At 33.8% G+C, this 23,128-nt stretch carries 26 protein-coding genes and 1 other annotated feature; of the genes, 10 read left to right on the top strand and 16 right to left on the bottom strand.

The features are described from left to right. The first annotated feature begins 107 nt into the window (after positions 1-107). Together PQ462_RS21265 and PQ462_RS21260 are read left to right on the top strand one after the other, a co-directional pair. A complete protein-coding gene (locus PQ462_RS21265; RefSeq protein ID WP_012022552.1) occupies positions 108-800 on the top strand; it encodes a MotA/TolQ/ExbB proton channel family protein in 693 nt (230 codons plus the stop codon). Positions 801-803: 3 nt separating this feature from the next. Further along, positions 804-1,199: an ExbD/TolR family protein gene (locus PQ462_RS21260; RefSeq protein WP_044047417.1), complete on the top strand. Its 396-nt coding sequence runs from the start codon at positions 804-806 to the stop codon at positions 1,197-1,199. A 182-nt stretch (positions 1,200-1,381) separates the two neighbouring features. Here PQ462_RS21260 and PQ462_RS21255 read toward each other — a convergent pair whose 3' ends face one another. The 3 genes from PQ462_RS21255 to PQ462_RS21245 all read right to left on the bottom strand — a co-directional run bounded on the left by PQ462_RS21255 (position 1,382) and on the right by PQ462_RS21245 (position 4,543). Next, positions 1,382-2,284: a hypothetical protein gene (locus PQ462_RS21255; protein ID WP_012022550.1), complete on the bottom strand. Its 903-nt coding sequence runs from the start codon at positions 2,282-2,284 to the stop codon at positions 1,382-1,384. 313 nt (positions 2,285-2,597) lie between these two features. Then, positions 2,598-3,824 carry a Glu/Leu/Phe/Val dehydrogenase dimerization domain-containing protein gene (locus PQ462_RS21250; protein WP_121360049.1) on the bottom strand — a complete coding sequence of 409 codons (1,227 nt, stop codon included), beginning with the start codon at positions 3,822-3,824 and terminating at the stop codon, positions 2,598-2,600. A 143-nt stretch (positions 3,825-3,967) separates the two neighbouring features. Then, positions 3,968-4,543, bottom strand: a complete 576-nt coding sequence (locus tag PQ462_RS21245) for a chalcone isomerase family protein (RefSeq protein WP_274251481.1) — start codon at positions 4,541-4,543, stop codon at positions 3,968-3,970. Positions 4,544-5,017: 474 nt separating this feature from the next. On the opposite strand from PQ462_RS21245, the gene PQ462_RS21240 reads away from it, so the two are divergent. From PQ462_RS21240 to PQ462_RS21220, 5 genes are all read left to right on the top strand, one after another. Next, the gene (locus tag PQ462_RS21240; RefSeq protein ID WP_121360051.1) at positions 5,018-6,160 is read left to right on the top strand and encodes an acyl-CoA dehydrogenase; all 1,143 of its coding nucleotides are present in this window, start codon (positions 5,018-5,020) and stop codon (positions 6,158-6,160) included. A gap of 141 nt (positions 6,161-6,301) precedes the next feature. Then, positions 6,302-7,276 (top strand): M20/M25/M40 family metallo-hydrolase, encoded by a 975-nt coding sequence (locus PQ462_RS21235; RefSeq protein WP_274251480.1) that lies wholly within the window; start codon positions 6,302-6,304, stop codon positions 7,274-7,276. Positions 7,277-7,314: 38 nt separating this feature from the next. Then, on the top strand, positions 7,315-7,992 hold the full coding sequence (locus tag PQ462_RS21230; RefSeq protein ID WP_274251479.1) for an SDR family NAD(P)-dependent oxidoreductase: 678 nt from the start codon (positions 7,315-7,317) through the stop codon (positions 7,990-7,992). Positions 7,993-8,019: 27 nt separating this feature from the next. Beyond that, entirely contained in the window at positions 8,020-8,388 is a 369-nt protein-coding gene (locus PQ462_RS21225; RefSeq protein ID WP_274251478.1) for a four helix bundle protein, read from the top strand. Positions 8,389-8,400: 12 nt separating this feature from the next. Next, entirely contained in the window at positions 8,401-8,997 is a 597-nt protein-coding gene (locus PQ462_RS21220) for a SprT-like domain-containing protein (protein WP_274251477.1), read from the top strand. 96 nt (positions 8,998-9,093) lie between these two features. Here PQ462_RS21220 and PQ462_RS21215 read toward each other — a convergent pair whose 3' ends face one another. The 6 genes from PQ462_RS21215 to gcvP all read right to left on the bottom strand — a co-directional run bounded on the left by PQ462_RS21215 (position 9,094) and on the right by gcvP (position 16,617). Then, complete coding sequence (locus PQ462_RS21215; RefSeq protein ID WP_274251476.1) at positions 9,094-9,858, bottom strand: ABC transporter ATP-binding protein; 765 nt, start codon at positions 9,856-9,858, stop codon at positions 9,094-9,096. Further along, on the bottom strand, positions 9,858-10,604 hold the full coding sequence (locus PQ462_RS21210; protein ID WP_012022541.1) for an MlaE family ABC transporter permease: 747 nt from the start codon (positions 10,602-10,604) through the stop codon (positions 9,858-9,860). Before PQ462_RS21210 ends, PQ462_RS21215 begins: the two co-directional genes overlap by 1 nt. 79 nt (positions 10,605-10,683) lie before the next feature. Further along, positions 10,684-11,532 carry a glycosyltransferase gene (locus PQ462_RS21205; protein WP_274251475.1) on the bottom strand — a complete coding sequence of 283 codons (849 nt, stop codon included), beginning with the start codon at positions 11,530-11,532 and terminating at the stop codon, positions 10,684-10,686. Between the two features lie 94 nt (positions 11,533-11,626). Then, the gene (locus PQ462_RS21200) at positions 11,627-12,154 is read right to left on the bottom strand and encodes a methyltransferase (protein ID WP_121360057.1); all 528 of its coding nucleotides are present in this window, start codon (positions 12,152-12,154) and stop codon (positions 11,627-11,629) included. A 58-nt stretch (positions 12,155-12,212) separates the two neighbouring features. Then, positions 12,213-12,324: a sequence feature (Thr leader region), on the bottom strand. Beyond that, positions 12,322-13,380, bottom strand: a complete 1,059-nt coding sequence (locus PQ462_RS21195; protein ID WP_274251474.1) for a 3-oxoacyl-ACP synthase III family protein — start codon at positions 13,378-13,380, stop codon at positions 12,322-12,324. (Overlaps the previous feature by 3 nt.) A 387-nt stretch (positions 13,381-13,767) precedes the next feature. Further along, positions 13,768-16,617 carry an aminomethyl-transferring glycine dehydrogenase gene (gene gcvP / locus PQ462_RS21190; RefSeq protein ID WP_274251473.1) on the bottom strand — a complete coding sequence of 950 codons (2,850 nt, stop codon included), beginning with the start codon at positions 16,615-16,617 and terminating at the stop codon, positions 13,768-13,770. 223 nt (positions 16,618-16,840) lie between these two features. Between gcvP and PQ462_RS21185 the strand changes: the two genes are divergently transcribed. Next, on the top strand, positions 16,841-17,653 hold the full coding sequence (locus PQ462_RS21185; protein WP_274251471.1) for a hypothetical protein: 813 nt from the start codon (positions 16,841-16,843) through the stop codon (positions 17,651-17,653). Positions 17,654-17,842: 189 nt separating this feature from the next. Here the strand turns inward: PQ462_RS21185 and PQ462_RS21180 are convergent, their stop codons facing one another. The 7 genes from PQ462_RS21180 to PQ462_RS21150 all read right to left on the bottom strand — a co-directional run bounded on the left by PQ462_RS21180 (position 17,843) and on the right by PQ462_RS21150 (position 21,891). Then, entirely contained in the window at positions 17,843-18,238 is a 396-nt protein-coding gene (locus PQ462_RS21180; protein ID WP_274251470.1) for a DUF1090 family protein, read from the bottom strand. A gap of 70 nt (positions 18,239-18,308) precedes the next feature. Continuing rightward, positions 18,309-18,764: an SRPBCC family protein gene (locus PQ462_RS21175; protein WP_274251469.1), complete on the bottom strand. Its 456-nt coding sequence runs from the start codon at positions 18,762-18,764 to the stop codon at positions 18,309-18,311. A gap of 68 nt (positions 18,765-18,832) precedes the next feature. Then, positions 18,833-19,738 carry a TIGR01777 family oxidoreductase gene (locus tag PQ462_RS21170; protein ID WP_274251468.1) on the bottom strand — a complete coding sequence of 302 codons (906 nt, stop codon included), beginning with the start codon at positions 19,736-19,738 and terminating at the stop codon, positions 18,833-18,835. Between the two features lie 80 nt (positions 19,739-19,818). Further along, the gene (locus PQ462_RS21165; protein WP_012022534.1) at positions 19,819-20,205 is read right to left on the bottom strand and encodes a hypothetical protein; all 387 of its coding nucleotides are present in this window, start codon (positions 20,203-20,205) and stop codon (positions 19,819-19,821) included. 5 nt (positions 20,206-20,210) lie between these two features. Further along, positions 20,211-20,570: a hypothetical protein gene (locus PQ462_RS21160; protein WP_073409088.1), complete on the bottom strand. Its 360-nt coding sequence runs from the start codon at positions 20,568-20,570 to the stop codon at positions 20,211-20,213. A gap of 20 nt (positions 20,571-20,590) precedes the next feature. Continuing rightward, on the bottom strand, positions 20,591-21,328 hold the full coding sequence (locus PQ462_RS21155; protein ID WP_274251466.1) for a YqjF family protein: 738 nt from the start codon (positions 21,326-21,328) through the stop codon (positions 20,591-20,593). A 59-nt stretch (positions 21,329-21,387) separates the two neighbouring features. Then, the gene (locus PQ462_RS21150) at positions 21,388-21,891 is read right to left on the bottom strand and encodes a GbsR/MarR family transcriptional regulator (RefSeq protein ID WP_274251465.1); all 504 of its coding nucleotides are present in this window, start codon (positions 21,889-21,891) and stop codon (positions 21,388-21,390) included. A 304-nt stretch (positions 21,892-22,195) separates the two neighbouring features. Here PQ462_RS21150 and PQ462_RS21145 point away from each other — a divergent pair, with 304 nt between their 5' ends. Next, entirely contained in the window at positions 22,196-22,612 is a 417-nt protein-coding gene (locus tag PQ462_RS21145) for a hypothetical protein (RefSeq protein ID WP_274251463.1), read from the top strand. Between the two features lie 22 nt (positions 22,613-22,634). Next, positions 22,635-23,105 carry a hypothetical protein gene (locus tag PQ462_RS21140; RefSeq protein WP_012022529.1) on the top strand — a complete coding sequence of 157 codons (471 nt, stop codon included), beginning with the start codon at positions 22,635-22,637 and terminating at the stop codon, positions 23,103-23,105. The last annotated feature ends 23 nt before the right edge of the window (positions 23,106-23,128 follow it).

Raw genomic sequence — 23,128 nt, 5'->3', positions numbered from 1 at the left:
ATTGAAATAATTTTCAGTTTTTTTAGTTTAATATTACAATGAAAATTATCTTTATTGCAAAATTGAAATATTTTTTAGAATTAATTATTAAAAACCAGAATTAAAATATGTTTAGCTACATTCAATTACAAGCTGATACTCTCGCAAACGCATCAAACGTAGTGATCGAAAAAATTGCACCAGAAACCGAAATCTCTGTTTTAGGCTTTATCTTAAAAGGAGGTTTTTTCCTAATACCAATCGCACTTTTATTATTTTATACGATTTACGTAATTTTTGAACGTTACTTATATATTCAAAAAGCGTCAAGAATCGATTCTAGATTAATGCAGGATGTGGGCGATAAATTACATGCCGGAAATATTGAATTAGCCAGAACAATTGTAGAAAGAAATGATACAGCTGTTGGAAATATTCTAAAAGAAGGTGTTTTAGTAATTGGAAGACCAATTGCCGAAATTGAATCTAACATGGACCGCGCCGCTGATATTGAAATTGGTGAAATGGAAAGACGTTTAGGCCACTTAGGACTTATCGCTGGTATTGCGCCAACGCTTGGTTTTATTGGAACAATTTCTGGGGTAATTAAAATTTTCTACAGTATCTCGGTTACAGAAAATATCAGTATCGGAAATATCTCCGGTGGTTTATACGAAAAAATGATTAGCTCTGGTTCAGGACTTATCGTGGGAATTATCGCGTATAGCGCTTACCACTTACTGAACGGAAAAATTGATGATTTTGCTTTAAAAATCCAGAAACAGATATTAGAATTTGTAAACATAATTCAAAGATCATAAGGTATGTCAATTAAGAGAAAAAGAAGATTTCACGCTGAGGTTGCGACTTCATCTTTGAGTGACATTATGTTTTTCCTGTTGTTGTTTTTCCTTATTATCTCAACACTGGCAAATCCGAATGTTATTAAGATGACGCTGCCAAAAGCGAAATCAAATGAAAAAACGAATAAACAATTAATTAGTTTATCAGTTACAGAAGACAAACAGTTTTATATCGACAAACAGCCCGTTCCTTTTGAAGAACTGGAAACTACTTTAATGAATAAAATAGGTGCTGATAAAACACAGACTGTCGTAGTTAGAATTCCGTTTAATCTGCAGGTACAAGACTTAGTTGATGTATTGCAGATAGGAGTGAAGAACAATTTGAAATTTGTAATTGCTACAAGTCCGAAGTAAAAAAACATACACAATCAAAGTCATTGCGAGGAACGAAGCAATCTCACTAAGGTATATCTTTGTATTACTTACAGCCGTGTGATTGCTTCGTTCCTCGCAATGATATAAAAAAAGGCTTTCAGAATTTCTGAAAGCCTTTTTTTATGAGAAACAGATTCGTGAAAATCTATGTAATTCGTATTTTAATTCAAGCTGAAATTATAAATAATCTTTCCAACTTGTTTTACAGGTGCATTATCGTCAGACTGCCATTTAGTATTCATTGCAGCAATTTTTGCCTGCTCTAGTAAACAGCTTGCCGTATTGGTAGTTCCTTTTATTCCTGGAGTCGCGCTTATGGTTTTTCCGTTTTGATCAACCGTAACTTCAACCACAACTTTTCCTTCTTCGTTGCAGGTGTATTTTGGTGCTGGTTTAGATAATGCTTTTCTGTTTCCTAAAGAATATCCAGATCCGCCTCCAGAACCACCGCCGCTTCCGGCTCCGTAACCACTTCCTGTTCCAATACCATTTCCGGTTCCATTACCGCCTCCGGTTCCTCCGCCAGAACCTCCAGATCCGTAATAACCGCTTGAACCTAAACTTCCGTTTGATTTCCCTTTATTTCCCGCTGCTTTATCGTCTCCGTCTCCGCCTTTGTTTGATCCTTTCATGATACTTGCCAATGCGTCGTTTGTAGAATTTGAAACTTTTGGTTTTTCAGGAACTACTTTAGTTTCTGGTTTTACAACTGGAGTATTTTTTTTAGGTTTTTCTTTTGTTGGAATAACAACATCCGTTTCGTCAGTCTCGGCATTTTCCTGAGAAAGAATAGATTCATCAGGCGTTGCTTTTGCCGGAGCTTGTTTGGCGTTATTTTTTACATCCAGAACTTCGCTTTTATAATTCGCTCCAGAACCTACATCGCTGTCACCAAAATTTACCGTTACACCGCCGCCACCTCCGCCTTCAGCAAGTGCAGAGTTGTTCTCTGGATTATAAGGAGGCCAAAAACGGATAAAAAACAACAATAGTATGATTACCGCATATATTGCAGTAGTGAATAGTAATGATTTCTTTTTATCTGAAGAAATGGTGAAACTCATTGTAATTCTGAATTTTGAAATTGTATTATTAAAAACGTTTAAAAGTACTAAAAATTGTTTAGAATGAAAGAGAGAATTTAACCGCTAAGTTCGCAAAGGTTTACGCAAGGTTCGCAAAGCAGTTTGTTTTTAAATCTCGCAAAGTCACGAAGTCGCAAAGTTTTTCTTTTTTTTAGTTTCTTTGCGACTTCGCGACTTTACGACAAATAAACTAGCGTTCCTTGCGCAAATCTTTGCGTTCCTTGTGGTTAACTTAGATAAAAAAAAACGAGCCAACAATAATGCGGCTCGTTCAGATTGAGATATAAATAAATTATACTAATTGTTTCAATGCAATTTCAAAAGCAGTTGCGCTGATATTTGTTTTAGACGAATTTAAAGCATGAGCCTTAACAATCGCATTTTTTATAGTTTCTGAAGTATCATTAAAAATAGCCTCATCTGTCATTTGAACTTTTTTCTCCATAAAATAAGCAAAAACTCTTGCCATTCCGCAGTTTGAAATAAAATCAGGAATCAAGCTCACTTTGCGGTCTACTTCTTCCATAATAGAACCAAAGAAAATTTCTTTGTCAGCAAAAGGAACATTTGCACCGCAAGAAATTACTTCTAATCCGTTTGCAATTAAATTATCGATTTGTCCCTGAGTTACTAATCTTGATGCAGCGCAAGGCGTGAAAATCTCAGCACCAATAGTCCAGATTTTAGAATTGATTTCTTCAAACGGAATCATATTATCTGCAACTAACTTATTTCCGTCTTTGTTTAAAAACAATGTTCTGATTTCTTCAAAAGAAAAACCATCTTCTTTAATTAATCCACCGTCGCGATCAATAATTCCGATAACTTTTGCTCCCATTTCGGCTAAATAAAAAGCAGCGGCAGAACCTACGTTTCCAAAACCTTGTACGATTGCTTTTTTACCTTTAATATCGCCGCCGTAAGTTGCGTAAAAATGACGAACTGCTTCTGCAACACCAAAACCAGTTATCATGTCGGCAACTGTATATTTTCTAGTTACGTCTGGAGAGAATTTCGGGTTTTCAATTACCTTAATAACACCTTGACGCAATTGACCGATTCTGTTTATTTTATCAGCTTCGGTAGGTTTAAAGTGTCCGTTAAAAACACCTTCCTGCGGATGCCATACACCACATTCTTCGGTCATTGGAATTACTTCGTGGATTTCATCAACATTTAAATCTCCTCCGGTTCCGTAATAACTTTTTAATAAAGGAGAAACGGCTTTGTACCAACGCTGCAAAACACCTTTTTTGCGAGGATCGTTTGGGTCAAAATTAATTCCAGATTTAGCTCCTCCAATTGCGGGACCAGAAACTGAGAATTTAACTTCCATAGTTTTTGCCAATGACAAAACTTCGTTCATGTCTAAGCCTTTTCTCATTCTTGTTCCTCCACCTGCAGCTCCTCCGCGAAGTGAATTAATAACAGTCCACCCTTCGGCTTCTGTTTCTGAATCTTTCCAATTGAAAACAATTTCAGGTGCTTTGTTTTCAAATTGTTGTAATAAATCTTTCATTTTGTTGTGATATGTTTATTTTGCGTAAATGTATAAAATAGAATAATGCGAATAATGTATTTGCATCAAATTTATAAAACAAAAAAGAAAAGCCGTCCCGAAATTTTTCGGGACGGCTTTTCGAATATTTAAAAAATTAAGAATTATTGTCCTAATAAATGTTTTTTCAAAGTTTCGTCAACTGGTTTGTCAGAAAGCCAGATTCCGAATAATGCTTTTTTGAAATCAAATCCCTGAATTTTTCCTTTCAGAATTTCGTTTTTAGTAACATAAACATTTTGATCAAGGGGGTTGTATGCTAAAACAAACACATCTTTTTCTGTAATAGCATCGCTTAAATAGCTTTTTAACTGCTCGATTCTAGGTCGTAATTCTTCAAGATTACTTCCTGCCGATTTCTCAAAACCGGTATTCATTGCTTTTGTTAATTTACTTGATGATACCATTGATGAGGTGATTTCAATGCGAATGGCCATCTCTGTATCGCTGTCGATAATAAATTGCGGATCCTGACTTAACTGCGATAAGTACAATGCCTGAACATAAACTTCTAACCACATTTTCGATCTTCCGCCAGCGCCGTTAAGTTGTAAAGTTTTGCTTTGAAATTCAATTTTTCGTGGAACAGTAACACCATTTACTTCTAAGTGAGTTTGCGCAGAAACTTCGGAAAACAGCAGACTTAAAAGGAGTGTAAGTACTAGTAAAATCTTTCTCATACTCTATCAATTATTTAATTTTTGGTCAAAAATAATGTTAATTTATCAATTTTATTGATATTTTGAAGAAGTTTTTTTTCTTAGGTTTTTTAATTTTTTTGTTCTATTGCTTTAATAATCAAATTAGTAAGACTTGTTTTACGTAGATTTGCATGCTTTATGAATTGTTTAATCTTTTACTGATAAGAATTGTCTTAAAAAAAGAAATTTTTTTGCACAATTTTTTAATTTTTTTGATCCTGAATTTTAGAAAATTCGCTGCAGAATTATTGCTTCTGTATTATAAATAGTGAATATTTACGAAAACGTTATCGTTATCGCTGCTGATCTATTAAATTTATATGCATGCATTGTAAATTACGCATTTAAAAATTATCTTTGAAAGCCTGTTTTATAAAAAGGTATTTCAAAAAAAATAAAAAACCGCATAAACTGAATTTTCATTTGGTTTAGAAAAACAATAAAATAAAAACTATGGATTTTAATCTTACCGAAGAACATTTAATGATTCAGCAAGCTGCTAGAGATTTTGCTCAAAATGAATTATTGCCAGGAGTTATTGAACGCGACGAAAAACAAATTTTTCCAACTGAACAAGTTAAAAAAATGGGAGAACTTGGATTTATGGGAATGATGGTTGATCCAAAATACGGCGGAAGCGGACTTGATGCAATCTCTTATGTAATTGCTATGGAAGAAATTTCTAAAATTGATGCTTCGGCTTCTGTAGTAATGTCGGTAAATAATTCTTTAGTCTGCTGGGGTTTACAGGAATTTGGAACCGAAGAACAAAAACAAAAATATTTACCGGGATTGGCTTCAGGTCAAATTCATGGCGCTTTTTGTTTAAGTGAGCCGGAAGCGGGAAGTGATGCCACTTCGCAAAAAACAACTGCGATTGATATGGGCGATCATTATTTGGTAAACGGAACTAAAAACTGGATTACTAACGGAAACACAGCTTCTGTATATTTGGTAATTGCACAAACGCATCCTGAATTAAAACATAAAGGAATCAATGCGTTGATTATGACTAAAGATATGCCTGGTTTTTCTGTTGGTCCAAAAGAGCAAAAAATGGGAATTCGTGGTTCTGATACGCACTCTTTAATGTTTACGGATGTTAAAGTTCCAAAAGAAAACAGAATTGGCGAAGATGGTTTTGGGTTTAAATTTGCAATGAAAACTTTAGCAGGAGGTAGAATTGGTATTGCATCTCAGGCTTTAGGAATTGCTTCCGGAGCTTATGAATTGGCGCTAAAATATTCTAAAGAGCGTAAAGCTTTTGGAACTGAAATCTGCAACCATCAGGCAATTGCTTTTAAATTGGCAGATATGGCGGTTAATATCGAAGCAGCGCGTCACTTATGTATGAAAGCGGCTTGGGATAAAGACAATCAGAAAAATTATGACGTGAGCGGTGCAATGGCAAAATTATTCGCTTCTCAGGTTGCCATGGATACTGCGGTTGAAGCAGTTCAGATTCATGGAGGAAACGGATATGTAAAAGAATACCATGTTGAACGTTTAATGCGTGATGCAAAAATTACTCAGATTTATGAAGGGACTTCAGAAATCCAGAAAATTGTAATTTCAAGAGCCGTTATCGCAGGATAAATTATCTTTAAAATATATTTTAAACCCTTTCAACTTTTAGTTTGAAAGGGTTTTTTTATGAATATTCTATTACTTTTCATAAGTTTATAGTTTCAAGTAAAATAATACTTTCAATCAATCATTAAACTAACCACAAAAACCATGAAAAAACTATACTTTTTACTTCCGTTTGTTTTTTTAGCTTGTAAATCAGGAACTTCAACTGTAAATGAAAAAGAATCAAAAACAGAAACAAAATCTGTTGAGATTAGTTATAAAGTCGAAGAATCTGAAGTGTCAGATTTTTTAAAATACCTTTCTTCGGATGAATTAGAAGGCCGCGACACGGGAACAAAAGGAATAGAAAAAGCAGCTGTTTTTTTAGAAGATTTTTTTAAAAAGAACAACGTCAAACCTTATTTTAAGACCTATCGCGATACTTTAACCAATTTTAAACTTCCGGCTTTTAATATAGTTGGAGTTTTAGAAGGGACAGATCCGGTTCTAAAAAATGAATATGTAGTTTTAAGTGCACATTACGATCATATTGGAATTGAAAAGAAACAGCAGCCAGATCAAATTTACAATGGAGCAAATGACGATGCATCCGGAGTTACGGCTGTAGCGCAGATGGCGAAATATTTCAGCAAAACCAAATCGAATAAACGAAGCATTCTTTTTGTGTTTTTTGCCGGAGAAGAAAAAGGACTTCTAGGTTCTAAAAGTATGGTTCAGAAACTCAAAGCACAAAATTTTAATTTATATACACAGCTGAATATCGAAATGATAGGCGTTCCTATGAAACGTGATTATCTGGCTTATATTACCGGTTTTGATAAATCGAATATGGCCGAAAAAATAAATGAGTATACAGGAAAAAAGACAATTGGATTTTTACCAAAAGAAGCCGAATACAAATTGTTTTACAGATCTGATAATTATTCGTTTTATGATGTTTTCAAAAAGCCATGTCAGTCTTTAAGTACTTTCGATTTTGAAAATTTTGATTTTTATCACCATGTTTCAGATGAATTTAAAGTAATGGATATTCCGCATATTACTAACTTTATTCAGGAGTTACTTCCGGCTGTAACCAAAATAAGCACTTCGCCGACTCAGGAAATTGTAATGAATTAATAACAGTTCTTTATTTTGGTTTTCCTTATTTTTGCTTCATGAAAAATATTATTGTTACCGGAACGAGTAGAGGTATTGGCTACGAATTGGCTTTGCAGTTTGCCAACGCCGGAAATCAGGTTTTAGCGATTTCAAGAAAAACTCCAAAATTACTTTTAGAACATCAAAATGTTACCTGCCTGGCAATTGATCTGGCAGATGAAACCGCTTTGGAGGAAGTAGAAAAATTTCTTTCTTCAAGCTGGAAAAAGGTAGATGCGTTAGTTCATAATGCCGGAACCTTACTTTTAAAACCTTTTGCTGAAACAACCCAAGCCGATTTTGAAAGTATTTATAAAGTAAATGTTTTTGCTGTAGCTAATCTTACCAGAATCTGTCTGCCTTATTTACAAAAAGGAAGCCATGTCGTAACGATTAGTTCTATTGGCGGTGTACGCGGCAGTCTTAAGTTTGCCGGATTAGCAGCATACAGTTCAAGTAAAGGCGCTGTAATTACTTTAACCGAATTATTAGCAGAAGAATATAAAGATCAAGGCATTTCATTTAATGTTCTGGCTTTGGGCTCGGTTCAAACAGAAATGCTTAATGAAGCTTTCCCAGGTTATCAGGCTCCAATTTCTGCTGAAGGAATGGCGGCATATATTTATGATTTTACTCTTAACGGAAATAAATATTTTAACGGAAAAGTTCTTGAAGTTTCTTCAACAAATCCGTAAAAAGTTTTGAATTACACTTTATGAATTATGAGTGAGAGTATTGTAAAAACTAAAAGTTTTGAGTTAGCCGTAAGAGGAGTTAATTTTTATAAATGGCTGGTTGCAGAGAGAAAAGAATTTGTAATGAGTAAACAATTTTTACGTTCAATTACTTCTGTTGGTGCAAATGTTAGAGAAGCTGTCAATGCCCAAAGTAAGCCTGATTTTATTCATAAATTGTCAATCGCTCAGAAAGAATGTGATGAATCAATGTATTGGCTTGAAATTTTGAAAGAAACAGATTTTATTTCTACGATTGAATTCGATTCAATACATAATCAGTGCAATGAAGTATTGAAGATTATAAGAAGTATAATAATCACAACCAAGAAAAAACACATAACTTATAACTCATAATTTGTAATTATTTTGAGCGATACATTAGCAAAATATATTCCCCAACATGCCGTAAAGCCTGTTTTTGATTTGATTGTAGCCAATCAGGTGCATTTGAAGATCGTAAACGAACGTCAGACACGTCATGGAGATTACAGGCGCGGACCTAGTGGTAAACATGAAATTACGGTTAATGCGAGTTTGAATAAATACAGGTTTATGATTACGCTGATTCATGAAATTGCACATTTAGTTGCTTTTGAAAAATTCGGACGAAATATAAAACCACATGGAAATGAATGGAAATTTACTTTTCAAAGATTAATGGTTCCGTTTATTCGTCCGGAGATATTTCCGAGTCAGATATTACCTTTATTAGCAAGACATTTTAAGAATCCATCGGCGAGCAGTGATACAGATACAACCTTATCTTTGGCACTAAAACAATTTGATACAGACAACGACAAAAGTTATGTTTTTGAAATCCCGTTTGGAAGCGTTTTTAGGATCAAAAACGGAAAAGTATTCAAGAAACTAGCAGTTCGTACCAAACGTTTTGAATGCATTGAAATAAGCTCTGGAAAAACATATCTTTTTAATCCAAATGCCGAAGTTGAATTGATGGATTAGAAAATTCAATTCATAAATATATCTAAAAAAGAAATCCCAAATTCCAATTTAAACAACTTGGAATTTGGGATTTTATATTATTGTAAATTTAAAAGTTTATAGTCCTCTTAAATATGCTTCACGTACTTTCTTAAACAGGTTAGAAGAGTATACGAACTTAACAATATCTTTATTGTCGGTTTTAAAGATTTCCTCTTTAGTTCCCTGCCAGGCTTTTAATCCTTTTTTTAGGAAAACAATATTTTCACCAATTTCCATCACAGAGTTCATGTCGTGAGTATTAATTACGGTAGTGATATTGTATTCTTTCGTGATTTCCTGAATCAGATTGTCAATCAAAGTTGAAGTATTCGGGTCCAGACCTGAGTTTGGTTCATCACAAAACAAATATTTCGGATTGTTTACAATGGCACGCGCAATCGCAACACGTTTCTGCATACCTCCGGAAATTTCAGAAGGTAATTTTTTATGAGCATCTATCAGATTTACTCTTTCTAAAACAAAATCTACGCGTTCCTGAATTTGTGCTTTGTTGTTTTTGGTGAACATTTTTAACGGGAAAGCCACATTTTCTTCAACTGTCATTGAGTCAAATAATGCAGAACCTTGAAATACCATCCCGATTTCGGTTCTTAATTCACGTTTTTCGTCTTTATCTAAATCAGAATAAACTCTTCCATCAAATTCAATTGTTCCTGCGTCTGGTGTGTGAATTCCTAAAAGCGTTTTTAATAATACTGTTTTTCCAGATCCACTTTGTCCGATAATCAAGTTGGTTTTTCCAGTTTCAAATACCGTCGAAACGCCTTTTAAAACTTTACTGTCACCAAATGATTTTTCTATATTTTTTACTTCTATCATTATCCTAGTAATAATTGAGTTAATATATAATTTAGAAGGATAATAGTAACTGATGTCCATACAAATGACGTTGTACTAGCCTTACCAACTTCTAATGCACCACCTTTCATGTAATATCCATGAAAAGACGGAATTGTTGCCAATAACATTGCAAATATTAAAGTTTTGATAAATGCATACGTAATATGAAATGGTATGAAATCTTTCTGGGCTCCCATAATAAAATCTGCTCCGGTTGAAAATCCTCCGTAAGCGCAAGCAAGCCATCCTCCAAAAATTCCTAAAAACATACTAATCCCAATAACAAAAGGGTACATTAATAAAGCTATAATTTTTGGGAAAACAAGGTAGTTTACTGAGTTAACTCCCATAACTTCTAACGCATCAATTTGTTCTGTAACACGCATTGTTCCAATACTTGAAGTAATGTAAGATCCCATTTTTCCGGCCATAATAACCGAAATAAAAGTAGGGGCAAACTCTAAAACCACAGATTGACGTGTAGCAAAACCAATTAGGTATTTTGGAATTAAGGGATTGGTTAAATTTAATGCCGTTTGAATGGCAACAACTCCTCCAATAAAGAATGATATAAAGCAGACAATTCCAAGTGAATCAATAATCAAATCATCAATCTCTTTGAAAATTAAATTTTTCATAACAGGCCATTTGGTCTGTTTATTGAAAATTTCCTTCAGCATTAAAAAATATTTTCCTATTTGGGATAAATAACGAATTAGCATCATAAGTTTTAAATATTGGCTAAATTAAGGATTAGTTTACAGTTTACCGTTTCAGTTTGCAGTTTTTTAATTTTTTTTAAGATTAAAAAAGCTTTTCTTTCATCTTTTTTAAACGATAATTTCTAATAAATTTAGCTTGTTCAGGGGTAACTAATAAAGGAGTTTTTGCTTTTTTTGCTTTCAAAAATCCTTTGATATAATCTAAAAAGAGAAACGGTTTTTTCTTCATCATTGCCAGTTTTGCCGAAGCAATTGCCGTAATCCAAAAACCATAACCTAAAGTGTAAAAAGCTTCGCCTTGTTTGTAGCGGGCAGTTTTGTTGTAATTTGCACCAGTTGGTTTTAGATGTTTTACATGTAAAGAATCATCGGTAACAATTTTCCAATCGTAATATTTACAAAGTAATTCATCTACAGTGTCCCAGCCCATTGCTGGTCGTAAACCTCCAATTTGCTGGAAAGTCTCTTTTCGGTACGCTTTTAAAGCTCCGCGAATATGGTCTTTATCCGTAAGGTTTTCTAAAACCCATTCGCCGTTTTTATCAATATAGCAGAATCCGCCGGCCATCCCAATTTTTGGATCAGATTCGAAATGTTTGATTATAGTTTCGAAATAATTTGGCGGGAAAATTAAGTCACCGTCTATTTTTACAATAATATCGTAATCAGAATCCAGAGTTTCAAAACCTTTTTGAAAAGCCTGTATTACTTTGCTTCCCGGTAAATGAATCGCATCTGAAGTTTTGTTTACAACAGAAATATACGGATTTTCTTTTGCAAAACTTAATACAACTTCTTCCGTTTTATCTGTAGAATTGTCGTTTACAACTACAACTTTTGCAGGCAGAACAGTTTGAGTAACCAGAGATTGTAGAGTCAGGCCAATTAAATCTTGTTCGTTATGAGCGGGAATGACGATGTAATATTTCATTTTAAGAATTTTAGTCCCGAAGCCTCGGGATTAGATTTTAGACTTTAGATTCTGTGAAAGTCATCTAAAAATAAAAAACGGTTAATCTGCAATCTTAGTTCTTAACTTTTTCAGCTGCAACAATATAGTATCTTGGAGTAAAATATCGTAATAAAGGTCTGATTCCAAGTTTTTTTACCGGATGTGTAAATTGAAGACGGTCTGTTATTTTCCATCCTGTTTTTTCTAAAAGCCAGTCCAATTGCCAGTCTTCAAATTCGTGGTAATGTCTGTCCCACATATCAGTTTTAGATCGATAAGCAGGTGAGAACCATAAACGTAACGGAATTGAGATTAACAATTTGTCGCATTTTACGTTTTCTAAAATTGTGTATGGATTTAGTAAATGTTCGAAAATTTCAAATGCTGTAAAAACGGTATATTCTTCTGTTTGTAAAGCAGTATGATCGTTATCTAAATCTTCGCCTTTTGTGTTTTTAACGGTATATCCGTTTTCTTCCATTATTTTAGAAAATGGATTTGGTACGCCAAAATCAAAAATGGTTTCTGATGTGCTAACGTGCTTTTGTAAAAACTCTAAGGTAAGTTTGAATCTTTTATTCGGAAACGTTTTTTCGTACATAGTTATTGTGAGGAACGAAACAAGCTCTCGTTCTTGATTTTAATTAGGTCGCAAATATACTAAAAAAGTCCGCACTATAAGATGCGGACTTTTTTAAGTTTTCAGTTTACAGTCGCAGTTTTCAGTTTGTAGAACTGGTCACTGAAACTGTAAACTGCGACTGAATACTAGTATCGGTAAACAAAAGCATTAATATTCATTCCGGCTCCAACTGAAGCAAAAATAATAACATCGCCTTTGTTGATTTTCTGGTTTTCAATTTTTCCTTGTAAAATCAAATCGAATAAAGTAGGGACAGTTGCAACACTGCTGTTTCCCAGATCATGAATACTCATTGGCATGATGTCTTTTGGCGGCGTTTTATCGTAAAGTTTGTAGAAACGCTCGATAATTGCTTCGTCCATTTTTTCGTTTGCCTGATGGATTAAGATTTTTTTTACTTCGTCAATGGCAATACCACTTTTATCTAAACAGCTTTTCATCGCGCACGGAACATTGCTCAAAGCAAATTCGTAAATTTTACGTCCATACATTTTAATGTATTTGATATCCGGATCTAAATCTGGATTATATGATTTTCCGAAGAAAAGATAATTCGCTTCATCATTGGCATAAGTGGCACTTTCGTAAGATAATAATCCTGCTTCATCTGTTGATGCTTCTAAAATAGAAACTCCGGCTCCATCAGAATAAATCATCGAATCGCGGTCATGATCATCAACAACTCTTGATAAGGTTTCGGCTCCAATTACCATTACTCTTTTGGCCATTCCGGATTTAATAAAAGCATTGGCCTGAAGCACGCCTTCAATCCAGCCCGGACATCCAAAAAGAATATCATAAGCCACACATTTAGGATTTTTGATTCCTAATTTGTTTTTTACACGTGTTGCTAGACTTGGCAGGATATCAGTTTGATGAGTTCCTGTTTTTACATCGCCAAAATTGTGAGCGAAAATAATATAATCTAAAGTTTCAGCATCGATTTCGGCATTTGCAATAGCTTTTTGAGCTGCGAAAAATGCTAAATCAGATGCAGTATATTGAGGTTCGGCATAACGGCGGTTTTGAATTCCGGTAATGCCTTTAAATTTTTTAATTACAACTTCATTCGGGTAACCAAAAGGAGTTCCGTCCTCATTTAAAAAAACATGTTTGTCAAAATCTGTGTTTTTTACTTCTAAATTAGGAATATAACTCCCAATACCAATAATTTTTATTTTCATTTTTCCCTTAATTATCCGATAAATTTCATGCTAAAGTATAAATAAAAATATGATAACTATCATAAAAAATACTATGCATGCATATAATTATGAAATAACGATTTTTTAGAAGATATATTGTTTATTTTTTAATGATTTTTTGCTTTTTCCGAGATTTCAAACGTTTGAGATTAATTCTAAAATTTAAATTTTATTTATTAAAATATTTTGAAGTGTTATAAAACCGGGTGATATTTTTTAGAATGTTATAAAAAACGAAAATTGATTTTTTTAAGTCAAGATAAAGCAGAAGTTGGTAGTTTATCAGTTTTGTAAAACTTCGATATAAAACAAAACCCGACAAGTTTTAAAATCTGTCGGGTTTGAATATGTATAAAAAACTATTTCTTAGTTTTCCATGTAAGCTTCAATAGGAGCACAGCTGCAAACTAAGTTTCTGTCACCATAAGCGTCGTCTACGCGGCGAACAGATGGCCAGAATTTATTGTCAGCAATATACTCTAATGGATAAGCTGCTTTTTCTCTAGAATAAGGGAAATCCCAAGAATCAGAAGTTAACATTGCTAATGTATGAGGTGCATTTTTCAATACATTGTTTTTGTCATCAGCAGTTGCTGCTTCAATCTCTTTTCTGATTGAGATAAGTGCATCACAAAAACGATCTAATTCAGCTAAATCTTCAGATTCTGTTGGTTCGATCATTAAAGTTCCAGCAACAGGGAAAGAAACCGTTGGAGCGTGGAAACCGTAATCCATTAAACGTTTTGCGATATCACCCACTTCAATTCCGTTTTCTTTAAATGAACGGCAATCTAAAATCATTTCGTGAGCAGCTCTTCCGCATTCTCCAGTATAAAGAATTGGGTAGTGTCCTTCAAAACGAGATTTCATATAGTTCGCATTCAAGATTGCGTGTTCTGTAGCGCTTTTTAATCCTTCAGCTCCCATCATTGTGATGTAACCGTAAGAGATCAAACATACTAAAGCAGATCCGTAAGGAGCAGATGAAATAGCAGTAATTGCTTGTTCGCCGCCTACTTTTAAGATTGGGTTTGTTGGCAAGAACGGAACTAATTTTTCGTTCACACAAATTGGTCCAACTCCAGGCCCGCCGCCGCCGTGAGGAATAGCAAATGTTTTGTGTAAGTTTAAGTGACAAACGTCAGCACCAATTGTAGCAGGATTTGTTAATCCAACCTGAGCGTTCATGTTTGCACCATCCATATATACTAATCCGCCATTGTCGTGGATTAATTTAGTGATTTCAATAATCGAAGATTCAAAAACTCCGTGAGTAGAAGGATATGTTACCATTAAACAAGATAAATCATCTTTGTGTTCAATTGCTTTTTCTCTTAAATCTTCTACGTCAATATTTCCTTCCGGAGTAGTTTTTGTAACGATGATTTTCATTCCGGCCATAGCTGCAGAAGCAGGATTTGTTCCGTGAGCCGATGAAGGAATCAAACATACATTACGGTGACCTTCGTTTCTTGATAAATGGTAAGCACGAATAGCCATTAAACCAGCATATTCTCCCTGAGCTCCAGAGTTTGGCTGTAATGTTGTTCCGGCAAAACCAGTAATTACATTTAATTGCTGCTCTAATTTTTTAAGCATTGTGATATAACCTTCTGCTTGCTCAACTGGTGCAAACGGGTGAATGCTGTTCCAGTTTGGCATTGAAAGAGGCAGCATTTCAGAAGCAGCATTTAATTTCATCGTACAAGAACCTAATGAAATCATCGAATGATTCAACGATAAATCTTTACGCTCTAATTTTTTGATGTAACGCATTAATTGGCTTTCAGAATGATGATTGTTGAAAACATCATGTGTCAAGAAAGAAGATGTTCTTTCTAATGAAGCTGGTAATTGACTAGCTGTAGTTAATTCAGAAACCGTAACAGCTTCTTTACCTAAAGCTTCAGCAAAAATTGCAATGATTTGGTTGATGTCTGCAACAGAAGTTGTTTCGTTTAATGAAATCGAAACTGATTCAGCATCAGGATAAAAGAAGTTAACTTCGTTTTTCTCAGCAATCGCTTTTACTTTTTGCGCATCAGCTTTTACTAAAATTGTATCAAAGAAAGCTGTGTTTGTTTGGAAAACTCCTAATTTATTTAAAGCTTCAGCAGTAGTAACTGCAGATGCGTGAACTTTGTTTGCAATATATTTCAATCCTTTTGGTCCGTGGTAAACAGCGTACATTCCGGCCATAACTGCTAGTAAAACCTGAGCAGTACAAATATTAGAAGTTGCTTTTTCACGTTTAATGTGCTGTTCACGAGTTCCTAAAGCCATACGTAAAGCGCGGTTTCCGTTTGCATCAACAGAAACTCCAATGATACGGCCCGGCATTGAACGTTTGTACTCATCTTTAGTTGCAAAATATGCTGCGTGAGGACCACCGTAACCCATTGGTACACCAAAACGCTGAGTTGTTCCAACTACTACTGCAGCTCCCATTTCTCCCGGAGAAGTTAAGGCAGCAAGTGATAAAATATCAGCAGCAAAGGCAACTTTGATTTCATTTTCTTTTGCTTTAGCAACAAAAGCACCATAATCGTTTACCTGACCGTATTTTCCTGGGTATTGTAAAATAGCTCCGAAAAACTCAGTTGAAAAATCAAATGTTTCGTGGTTTCCAACAACTAATTCAATTCCAATTGGAGTTGAACGCGTTTGAAGTACAGATAAAGTCTGAGGTAAAATTTCTTCAGAAACGAAGAATTTGTGTGTATTATTTTTCTTTTGATCTCTCGTACGAACGTCAAATAATAACGCCATAGCTTCTGCAGCTGCAGTTCCTTCATCTAATAAAGAAGCGTTAGCAATTTCCATTCCTGTTAACTCAATAACAGTAGTCTGGAAATTTAAGATAGCTTCAAGACGACCTTGAGCAATTTCTGCCTGATAAGGTGTGTAAGCTGTATACCATCCCGGGTTTTCAAAAATGTTTCTTTGAATTGGAGCCGGAACGATAGTTGGATGATAACCCAAACCAATATAGGATTTGAATACTTTATTTTTCTTTCCTAATTCCTGAATGTGGTTTGCGAATTCATATTCTGTCATAGCAGGATCTAAATTCAAAGGAGCTTTTAAACGAATATCGTCCGGAAGGGTTTCATAAACAAGTTGTTCAATCGAGTCAACACCAATTGTTTGTAACATGTGTTGAAGATCTGTTTCTCTTGGACCAATGTGTCTTAAAGCAAAAGCATCTGTTTTCATTTGTAGCAGTCTATTTTTTAAAGATCAAAAGTAATTTGCCGGGTGTTTTATTTGACGTAATCTCATGCTACACAAGGTTTATTACATTTTATAGTAAATGTGTTGTTTTTTTGTGGCGCAAAATTAAGTATTATTAATAATTTAATGGGTATTTTTAACTTCAATTTTTGTCAATTTTCTAACTAAAGAGTTGATTTGTTACCAATTGATTAGATTTCGGGATATGAAACTTCTAAAACAAATATTTAATTTTTATTTAAACAGCAGTATTCACGTGGCTTTATCGTGTTATGCTTTAGTTCGAATTACGTTTCATGTATTTCATATTCAATACGATGCGCCAATGGCGTTATTTGTTTTCTTTGGAACAATTGTAGGATATAATTTCGTAAAATATGACGCATTAGTCCGCGTAAAGAAAAATCCAATTGGGACTCAATTAAAAATTATCGCCGTTTTAAGTTTTATTTCTTTGATTTTGGTTGGTTATTATTTTTTTCATTTAAAGCGGATTACTCAAATTGTCTCTGTAGTGATTTTTTTGATAACGGCACTTTATACGCTTCCGTTTTTCCCAAACCGAAGAAATGCCCGAAACTGGGCAGGAGTTAAAATTTATATTGTAGCACTTTGCTGGGTTGGTGCGACTTTGGTTTTACCTTTAATAAATGCCGAAATTCTGTTTACAACAGATTTCTTCATCAAATGCATTCAGCGTTTTGTATTGGTTTTTGTTTTGATATTGGTTTTCGAAATTATCGATTTGGCAAATGACGATCCGCATTTGCAAACCGTGCCGCAGACAATTGGCGTTAAGAAAACAAAACTGTTAGGCTTTTTACTTCTGATTCCGTTTTGGTTTTTAGAAGTTTTTATTTCAACATTCAATTACCACGATGCTATTATAAATCTTATCATGGTGACTATGCTGATGTTATTTATCTTTTTTGCCAACTCAAACCGTTCTAAATATTACACTTCCTTTTGGGTTGAAAGTGTACCCATTTTTTGGTGGCTGATGATTGTGTTTTTATAAAAATAATTTGGGCGTGACCCTCCGGGTCGGGCTTTCGGCTATATCTTTTATTCCGCTCCGCTGCATAAAAGGATACCGCCTCTATCCCTCACGCAAAACGTAAAACGAGGAAATTCATTTTTAAAAGAAGATTGCGTTTAAATATTGGGCTTTGCCAAATTAATTTGTTAAAATCTGCGAGAGAAAAAATTACTTCGCTTTCTGTTCCGCCAAAGCTTTACTCAATTCAGCTTTTGCTTCATTTAGTTTTTTTCTTTTCTTGTCGATTTTTTCTTTGCTTTCCTTGTCTTTAATCGCTTCGTTCAAATCGGCAGTTCTTTCGTTGACTTCTTGCTGTTTCTCTTTTACCTTTTTGTCAAGATCTTTGTTAACTGTTTTGGTGGTGCAGTTTTTTTTGGTTTGCGCAATAGCTTCTTCAACACCTTTAATCTGATTTTGATTTCCAGCTTTTTTCGCAGCAACCAATTTTGTGTTTAATTCACAAAGCTTTCTTTCACATCCTTTTAAATTTGTACAATTGCTTTGAGAAAATCCGATAAAAGAAACGGTAAAAAGGAATAAGGTTAATATTGTTTTTAATTTCATAAGTATATTTTTATATTAGTAATTAGCTATCAAAAAGGATTAAATTACTTATAAAAGTAAGGAATTTATCTTAACCGAGTTTTTCCGACACTTCTTTCAAAATCTTATTTCTTTCCAAAAGAAAATTAGTAAGATGCTTTTTCAACAACAAAATATCAAAAAGTTCTCCGAATATTCCAAACGGAGTTTCGTATTGCAATTTGTCTTTCATAATTGTAAAGCCATTTTCCTCTTCAAAAATATGTTCGTGTTTAAACGATTTGAATTTGCCTTTCTCCATTTCATCCACAAAATAATCATAGAGATTCATTGCCGTAATTCGACTTTTGTGAGTAAGGTAAAGCCCAAAATGTTTACCTCGCCAAGTTACGGTTTCGTTTAAATTAATTAAACCAGATGTTACACCCGCAATTGCTTTTTCTTTTGACGGACTTGCCGATTGCTGGTGAATGTCGATATTTCTTGCGGCGTCAAAAACGATTTGTTTTGAGGCTTTTATTTTGGTTTCGAGGTTTATTGTTGTCATTGGTTTAAGTCTGTTTTTTACTTACTCTTGTCATTTCGACGAAATGACAAACTATGTGAATTTGGGTTCTAAATTAAATCTCGAAAAGCCTCATCAATATTCCCAAACTTAAATCGAAACCCATTTTCTAAAAGATGTTTCGGAACTACATTTCGACTTTTTAAAACCAATTCTGTTTCTGTTCGAATAATAAAAGATCCAATTTCCAGAAAGAATTTATTCAGCGGAATTCCGAAAGGAAAACCAACCGCTTTTCGAAGTTTCTGCATAAAATTGACATTGCGAATAGGTTCAGGAGAAACAATATTAATAACGCCGGTCATTTCTTTTTCAATAATAAAATCAACAGCATTGGCAAAATCGTCTTCATGAATCCAGCTTACAAACTGATTTCCATTTCCCTGTTTTCCTCCAAAACCAATTTTTGCCAAAGTCTTTAAAGGAACAAAAGCACCGCCATTTTTTCCTAAAACAATTGAAGTTCGCAAAGCCGTTTTTAAAGTTTTTGGAGTTTCGGTTTTAAAGAATGCTTTTTCCCATGAAAGTGCAACATTTATAGAAAAGTCATTTCCAATTTCACCATCAGCTTCATTCATTTGTTTGTCAAGAGAATATCGATAAATGGTTGCCGTTGATGAATTCAGCCAATGTTTCGGCGGATTTTGACAATTTAAAACGGCTTTATTTAGAATTTTGGTGCTTTCAATTCGGGATAAAAGAATCTCTTTTTTATTCTTTTTCGTATAACGATAGTCAACTGATTTTCCGGCAAGATTGATTAAAACCGTTGCATTTTCTAATTCCTTTTCCCAGCCGGAAAGAGTTCTGGCATTCCAGTTTACATATTTTATTCCGTCAATTGTCTGAGATTTTCCGCGTGTTAGAATTACAATTTCTTCAAATTTATTTTTAAAATGATGGACTAAAACTTGTCCGAGAAAACCTGTTCCGGCAGCTATAATAAGTTTGTTCATTTGTTGAGTTTTGTTTTGTGTCGAATCAAACCCGACAGTCCCGAAGCCTCGGGAGAAAACCTGCCGGGTTTAGTTACGAATTAAGCTTTAAAAACCAATCTTTCTTCCCTTTGAGCTTCTTTTGCTTTTCTTTTTCCTCTAAAAAAGAAATATAAATTGAAGAATAACATGATGCCAAGATAAATAGAAAATCCTCCAATTTTGTAACTTAAATTTTCAATTAATTCCTGATAACTGTCACGGTTTAACTGCATTTCCAAAATCATTAAGGCAAAACCAATGTTTAAAAGATAAAATCCGGTTTCAAAAAGTTTGTTGGTTGCCTGAGCAATATCTTCACGGCCTTTAAATATATCAAGCATAAAGATTTTTCCGTTTTTAAAAAGAGTTTTAGAAACGTAATATGTTAATAATAAAGCGACTGGTAAATAGATTCCGTAACCGATTAAAATTTTTGTAGTTTCCATAATATTTAGTTTTTATTGTTATGAATTAGTTTTTGAGCGTATTTAGTTATAATTAAAATGTTGAGGTAATGCAGAATTGAAATAATAAAAATTATAACAGCTGTTTTTATGCAGATGGTTTCAATTAATTGAGTGGATGAAATAATTTTTTGCCAGGAAATTAAAGTCATAGCACAATAGCCAATATTTAAAAGATAATAGGCGAGAAGTAAAACCTGATTTATTTTCTGGCAGAGATCGGCATGGTTTGGAATTAGCTCTAAAACAAAAACATTTCCGTTTTTGTAACAGATTTTTCCAACTTTTAGGATAATGAAAATAGTTATGATGAGATAAATAAAATAACCAATAATATTAAAATTCATGATTTCCAGGTTTACAAGGTTTAATACATTTCTTCCAGAACAGGAATAACCTGCAGTTTTCTTTTATTTTTTACCGTAATTTTTGATCCTTTAGCCAGAAAAACAGAAGTTGGTTTTTGAGTTTGAAGAAATCCGAAATCACTTCCATAATTTTTTTCAAAATCAATATCAATGCGATGATTTAAGACTTCATATTGTTCCCATCTTGGATGTGTAACTTCGTATTCAAAAGTAGTTTCTTGATCAATTTTTGTATACCCAAAATAATGTTCAGTAATAAATTCAGCTTCAGAATCAGTTTCAATTTGTGTCAATACATTTTTAGTTTCTAATTCAATTGTATTCCACTCTTTGTCATTTTTCCATTGATAAATAAAAGTATTGGTATTGTTACTTTCAATAATTTCATGTCTCATTTTCTGAGTTTCATAATGTTCCTGATACAAAGTATTGGCAATAAATGTGATTGCTTTTTTAGGAACAATCTCTTTTATGAAAACCACTCCGCGTTTCCATTCGGCGTTTTCAAAACTTTTTACATAAAATCGCAGATTGACTTCTTCAAAATCAACATGAAAAGGAACTTTAATACCTAAAACTTTGGTGTTTTTAAACATAAAACCAACCAGACTGACATAACATTTGTTGTTCCAAATGTCGATTTCTATTCCTTCGGGAAGGTATTTTTCTAAAATTTCTTTATCAACCTCATAATTATATAAGGCTAAATTTTTCCATTCTGCTTTTAAGAAATCCATTTTAATTGTTTTTAAATTTTTAAACTTTCAGAAAAAAGTGAAAGTTTGAATTAAATTTTTTATTTGAGTAATTTGATGACCATACGGCCCAGCCAGTTTTCATTCATTTCTGTTACTTTGTCAAGCATGTTGTCAACTTTTAAAACGAAGGCATATAGTTTTTCTGTTTGATCTACAAAGTGTTTTTCTTCAGCAGAATCTTTTGGTTCTATTGTCGAAACTTCTTTTAAGATTTTAAGAGTAGGTTTAATTTCTCTTTTACTTCTTTCTCTGGAGATTTTTACTGCTAGTTCATCCAAATCTTTTTCTGCGGTAAAAAATTCTTTTCTTTCTCCGGCTTTATATTCTTTATAAACTATTCCCCAATCCATTAATCCTCTAAGATTCATACTGGCGTTTCCGCGGGAAATTTGCAGTTCTTCCATAATTTCTTCCATAGAAACAGGTTCATTCGAAACCATTAATAAAGCATGGATTTGTGCCATAGTTTTATTAATTCCCCATTGAGAACCTAATGCTCCCCAGGTTTGTACAAACTTATTTTTTGCTTCTTTGAATTCCATGAGACAAATGTATATAAAAGTTTTTAAACTTTCAAAAATAATTGAAAGTTTGAAAGTTTTTACTTCGTTATGTGTAAGAATAGTTTTAGTGTTGTTGTTTTAAGTGGTTCATACATAATATTTTGTGTTTTATTACATTCTTTCTTAGTGTGTAAGAATTGTAATATAATTTCGTTCGTGGAAATATAATTAAGCTAGCCCAAGATCTATTTTCTACTTGATTTAAATGTGGAGCAGAACCCACTATAAAAAACGAGGCGGAACCCGAAAAGCCTTATGAGTAAGGAAAATAAACCAAAAAACAATGTCAATACCTACAAATCAATGCACGGTCTTTGTTCAAGTGTGGGCAGATGTCAATTCACTAAAACAAGGAAGTACTAACGGATGTTATGCTGTTAGTAACAAAAGCCAGCAATCAACTGGTGAAGGTTCGGCAAACTTAACTACTAAAGTAATCACTGGTAGTAATGTATGCTGGTCGGTTTTACCAATCGATCCTCAGTTTGCTAATGAATTTGCAATTACTCAGGTTGGAGCTCAATCTGGATGGGCGACTCCGCCGGCTCCAGTTCCAGGATCTCCTAATATGTTTACAGGACAGCTTACAACATCAACTGTTGGAGGAAATGTTAATTCAAATATAGTATTCAGCTATATTGGAGGAGGGCAATCTATAACAGTAACTCTGCCTGTAACTATTATACCTGTTACTGCTTAATAATTAATTAAAAAATAAAACTATGAATAATAGAACAAATTTAGCTTTTAGCGCAAGCTCTGTAATTCCTGCAAGAGTAATCAATATTGCAGTTGATACAGTCTTTTTATATAGCCAGACTTCTGGTCCATACGCAGGAACTGGTATTTATATGATGGATAATAATGCAGTTGGCGGCAGTACAGGAGAAGGAGGACTTGAGCTGTCTTCACAAGTTACAGCAGGTTTTGGAATCGCATTTAATGTTTTTCCTATTGATGCCGCTGGACAACAGGGAGATACTGTTCAAATTGTGGGTCTTGAGATTTCTAATGGTACAAATATTTTTGGAAATTGGGGATGGCCGGCACCACAGGCGACAGGATCATATCAGTGGTTAGGAACTGCCATGGTTCAAGGACAATGTACATATCAAATTAAAATAGGAGTATCTGTTGGGGGGGCACCTATGCAGTATTACTGGTGGGACCCATTTTTAACATGCACCGCATAATATTTTAAGTGTATTACAAATTA

This window comes from Flavobacterium sp. KACC 22758 (assembly GCF_028736135.1).
Classification (GTDB): Bacteria; Bacteroidota; Bacteroidia; order Flavobacteriales; family Flavobacteriaceae; genus Flavobacterium; species Flavobacterium johnsoniae.
This window is presented reverse-complemented; position numbering and strand designations above follow the sequence as displayed.

Excerpts from the sequence above, each read along its gene's own strand:
- PQ462_RS21265 (WP_012022552.1), top strand. The coding sequence starts at position 108 with ATGTTTAGCTACATTCAATTACAAGCTGATACTCTCGCAAACGCATCA.
- PQ462_RS21260 (WP_044047417.1), top strand. The coding sequence starts at position 804 with ATGTCAATTAAGAGAAAAAGAAGATTTCACGCTGAGGTTGCGACTTCA.
- PQ462_RS21255 (WP_012022550.1), bottom strand. The coding sequence starts at position 2,284 with ATGAGTTTCACCATTTCTTCAGATAAAAAGAAATCATTACTATTCACT.
- PQ462_RS21250 (WP_121360049.1), bottom strand. The coding sequence starts at position 3,824 with ATGAAAGATTTATTACAACAATTTGAAAACAAAGCACCTGAAATTGTT.
- PQ462_RS21245 (WP_274251481.1), bottom strand. The coding sequence starts at position 4,543 with ATGAGAAAGATTTTACTAGTACTTACACTCCTTTTAAGTCTGCTGTTT.
- PQ462_RS21240 (WP_121360051.1), top strand. The coding sequence starts at position 5,018 with ATGGATTTTAATCTTACCGAAGAACATTTAATGATTCAGCAAGCTGCT.
- PQ462_RS21235 (WP_274251480.1), top strand. The coding sequence starts at position 6,302 with ATGAAAAAACTATACTTTTTACTTCCGTTTGTTTTTTTAGCTTGTAAA.
- PQ462_RS21230 (WP_274251479.1), top strand. The coding sequence starts at position 7,315 with ATGAAAAATATTATTGTTACCGGAACGAGTAGAGGTATTGGCTACGAA.
- PQ462_RS21225 (WP_274251478.1), top strand. The coding sequence starts at position 8,020 with ATGAGTGAGAGTATTGTAAAAACTAAAAGTTTTGAGTTAGCCGTAAGA.
- PQ462_RS21215 (WP_274251476.1), bottom strand. The coding sequence starts at position 9,858 with ATGATAGAAGTAAAAAATATAGAAAAATCATTTGGTGACAGTAAAGTT.
- PQ462_RS21210 (WP_012022541.1), bottom strand. The coding sequence starts at position 10,604 with ATGATGCTAATTCGTTATTTATCCCAAATAGGAAAATATTTTTTAATG.
- PQ462_RS21205 (WP_274251475.1), bottom strand. The coding sequence starts at position 11,532 with ATGAAATATTACATCGTCATTCCCGCTCATAACGAACAAGATTTAATT.
- PQ462_RS21200 (WP_121360057.1), bottom strand. The coding sequence starts at position 12,154 with ATGTACGAAAAAACGTTTCCGAATAAAAGATTCAAACTTACCTTAGAG.
- PQ462_RS21195 (WP_274251474.1), bottom strand. The coding sequence starts at position 13,380 with ATGAAAATAAAAATTATTGGTATTGGGAGTTATATTCCTAATTTAGAA.
- gcvP (WP_274251473.1), bottom strand. The coding sequence starts at position 16,617 with ATGAAAACAGATGCTTTTGCTTTAAGACACATTGGTCCAAGAGAAACA.
- PQ462_RS21185 (WP_274251471.1), top strand. The coding sequence starts at position 16,841 with ATGAAACTTCTAAAACAAATATTTAATTTTTATTTAAACAGCAGTATT.
- PQ462_RS21180 (WP_274251470.1), bottom strand. The coding sequence starts at position 18,238 with ATGAAATTAAAAACAATATTAACCTTATTCCTTTTTACCGTTTCTTTT.
- PQ462_RS21175 (WP_274251469.1), bottom strand. The coding sequence starts at position 18,764 with ATGACAACAATAAACCTCGAAACCAAAATAAAAGCCTCAAAACAAATC.
- PQ462_RS21170 (WP_274251468.1), bottom strand. The coding sequence starts at position 19,738 with ATGAACAAACTTATTATAGCTGCCGGAACAGGTTTTCTCGGACAAGTT.
- PQ462_RS21165 (WP_012022534.1), bottom strand. The coding sequence starts at position 20,205 with ATGGAAACTACAAAAATTTTAATCGGTTACGGAATCTATTTACCAGTC.
- PQ462_RS21160 (WP_073409088.1), bottom strand. The coding sequence starts at position 20,570 with ATGAATTTTAATATTATTGGTTATTTTATTTATCTCATCATAACTATT.
- PQ462_RS21155 (WP_274251466.1), bottom strand. The coding sequence starts at position 21,328 with ATGGATTTCTTAAAAGCAGAATGGAAAAATTTAGCCTTATATAATTAT.
- PQ462_RS21150 (WP_274251465.1), bottom strand. The coding sequence starts at position 21,891 with ATGGAATTCAAAGAAGCAAAAAATAAGTTTGTACAAACCTGGGGAGCA.
- PQ462_RS21145 (WP_274251463.1), top strand. The coding sequence starts at position 22,196 with ATGTCAATACCTACAAATCAATGCACGGTCTTTGTTCAAGTGTGGGCA.
- PQ462_RS21140 (WP_012022529.1), top strand. The coding sequence starts at position 22,635 with ATGAATAATAGAACAAATTTAGCTTTTAGCGCAAGCTCTGTAATTCCT.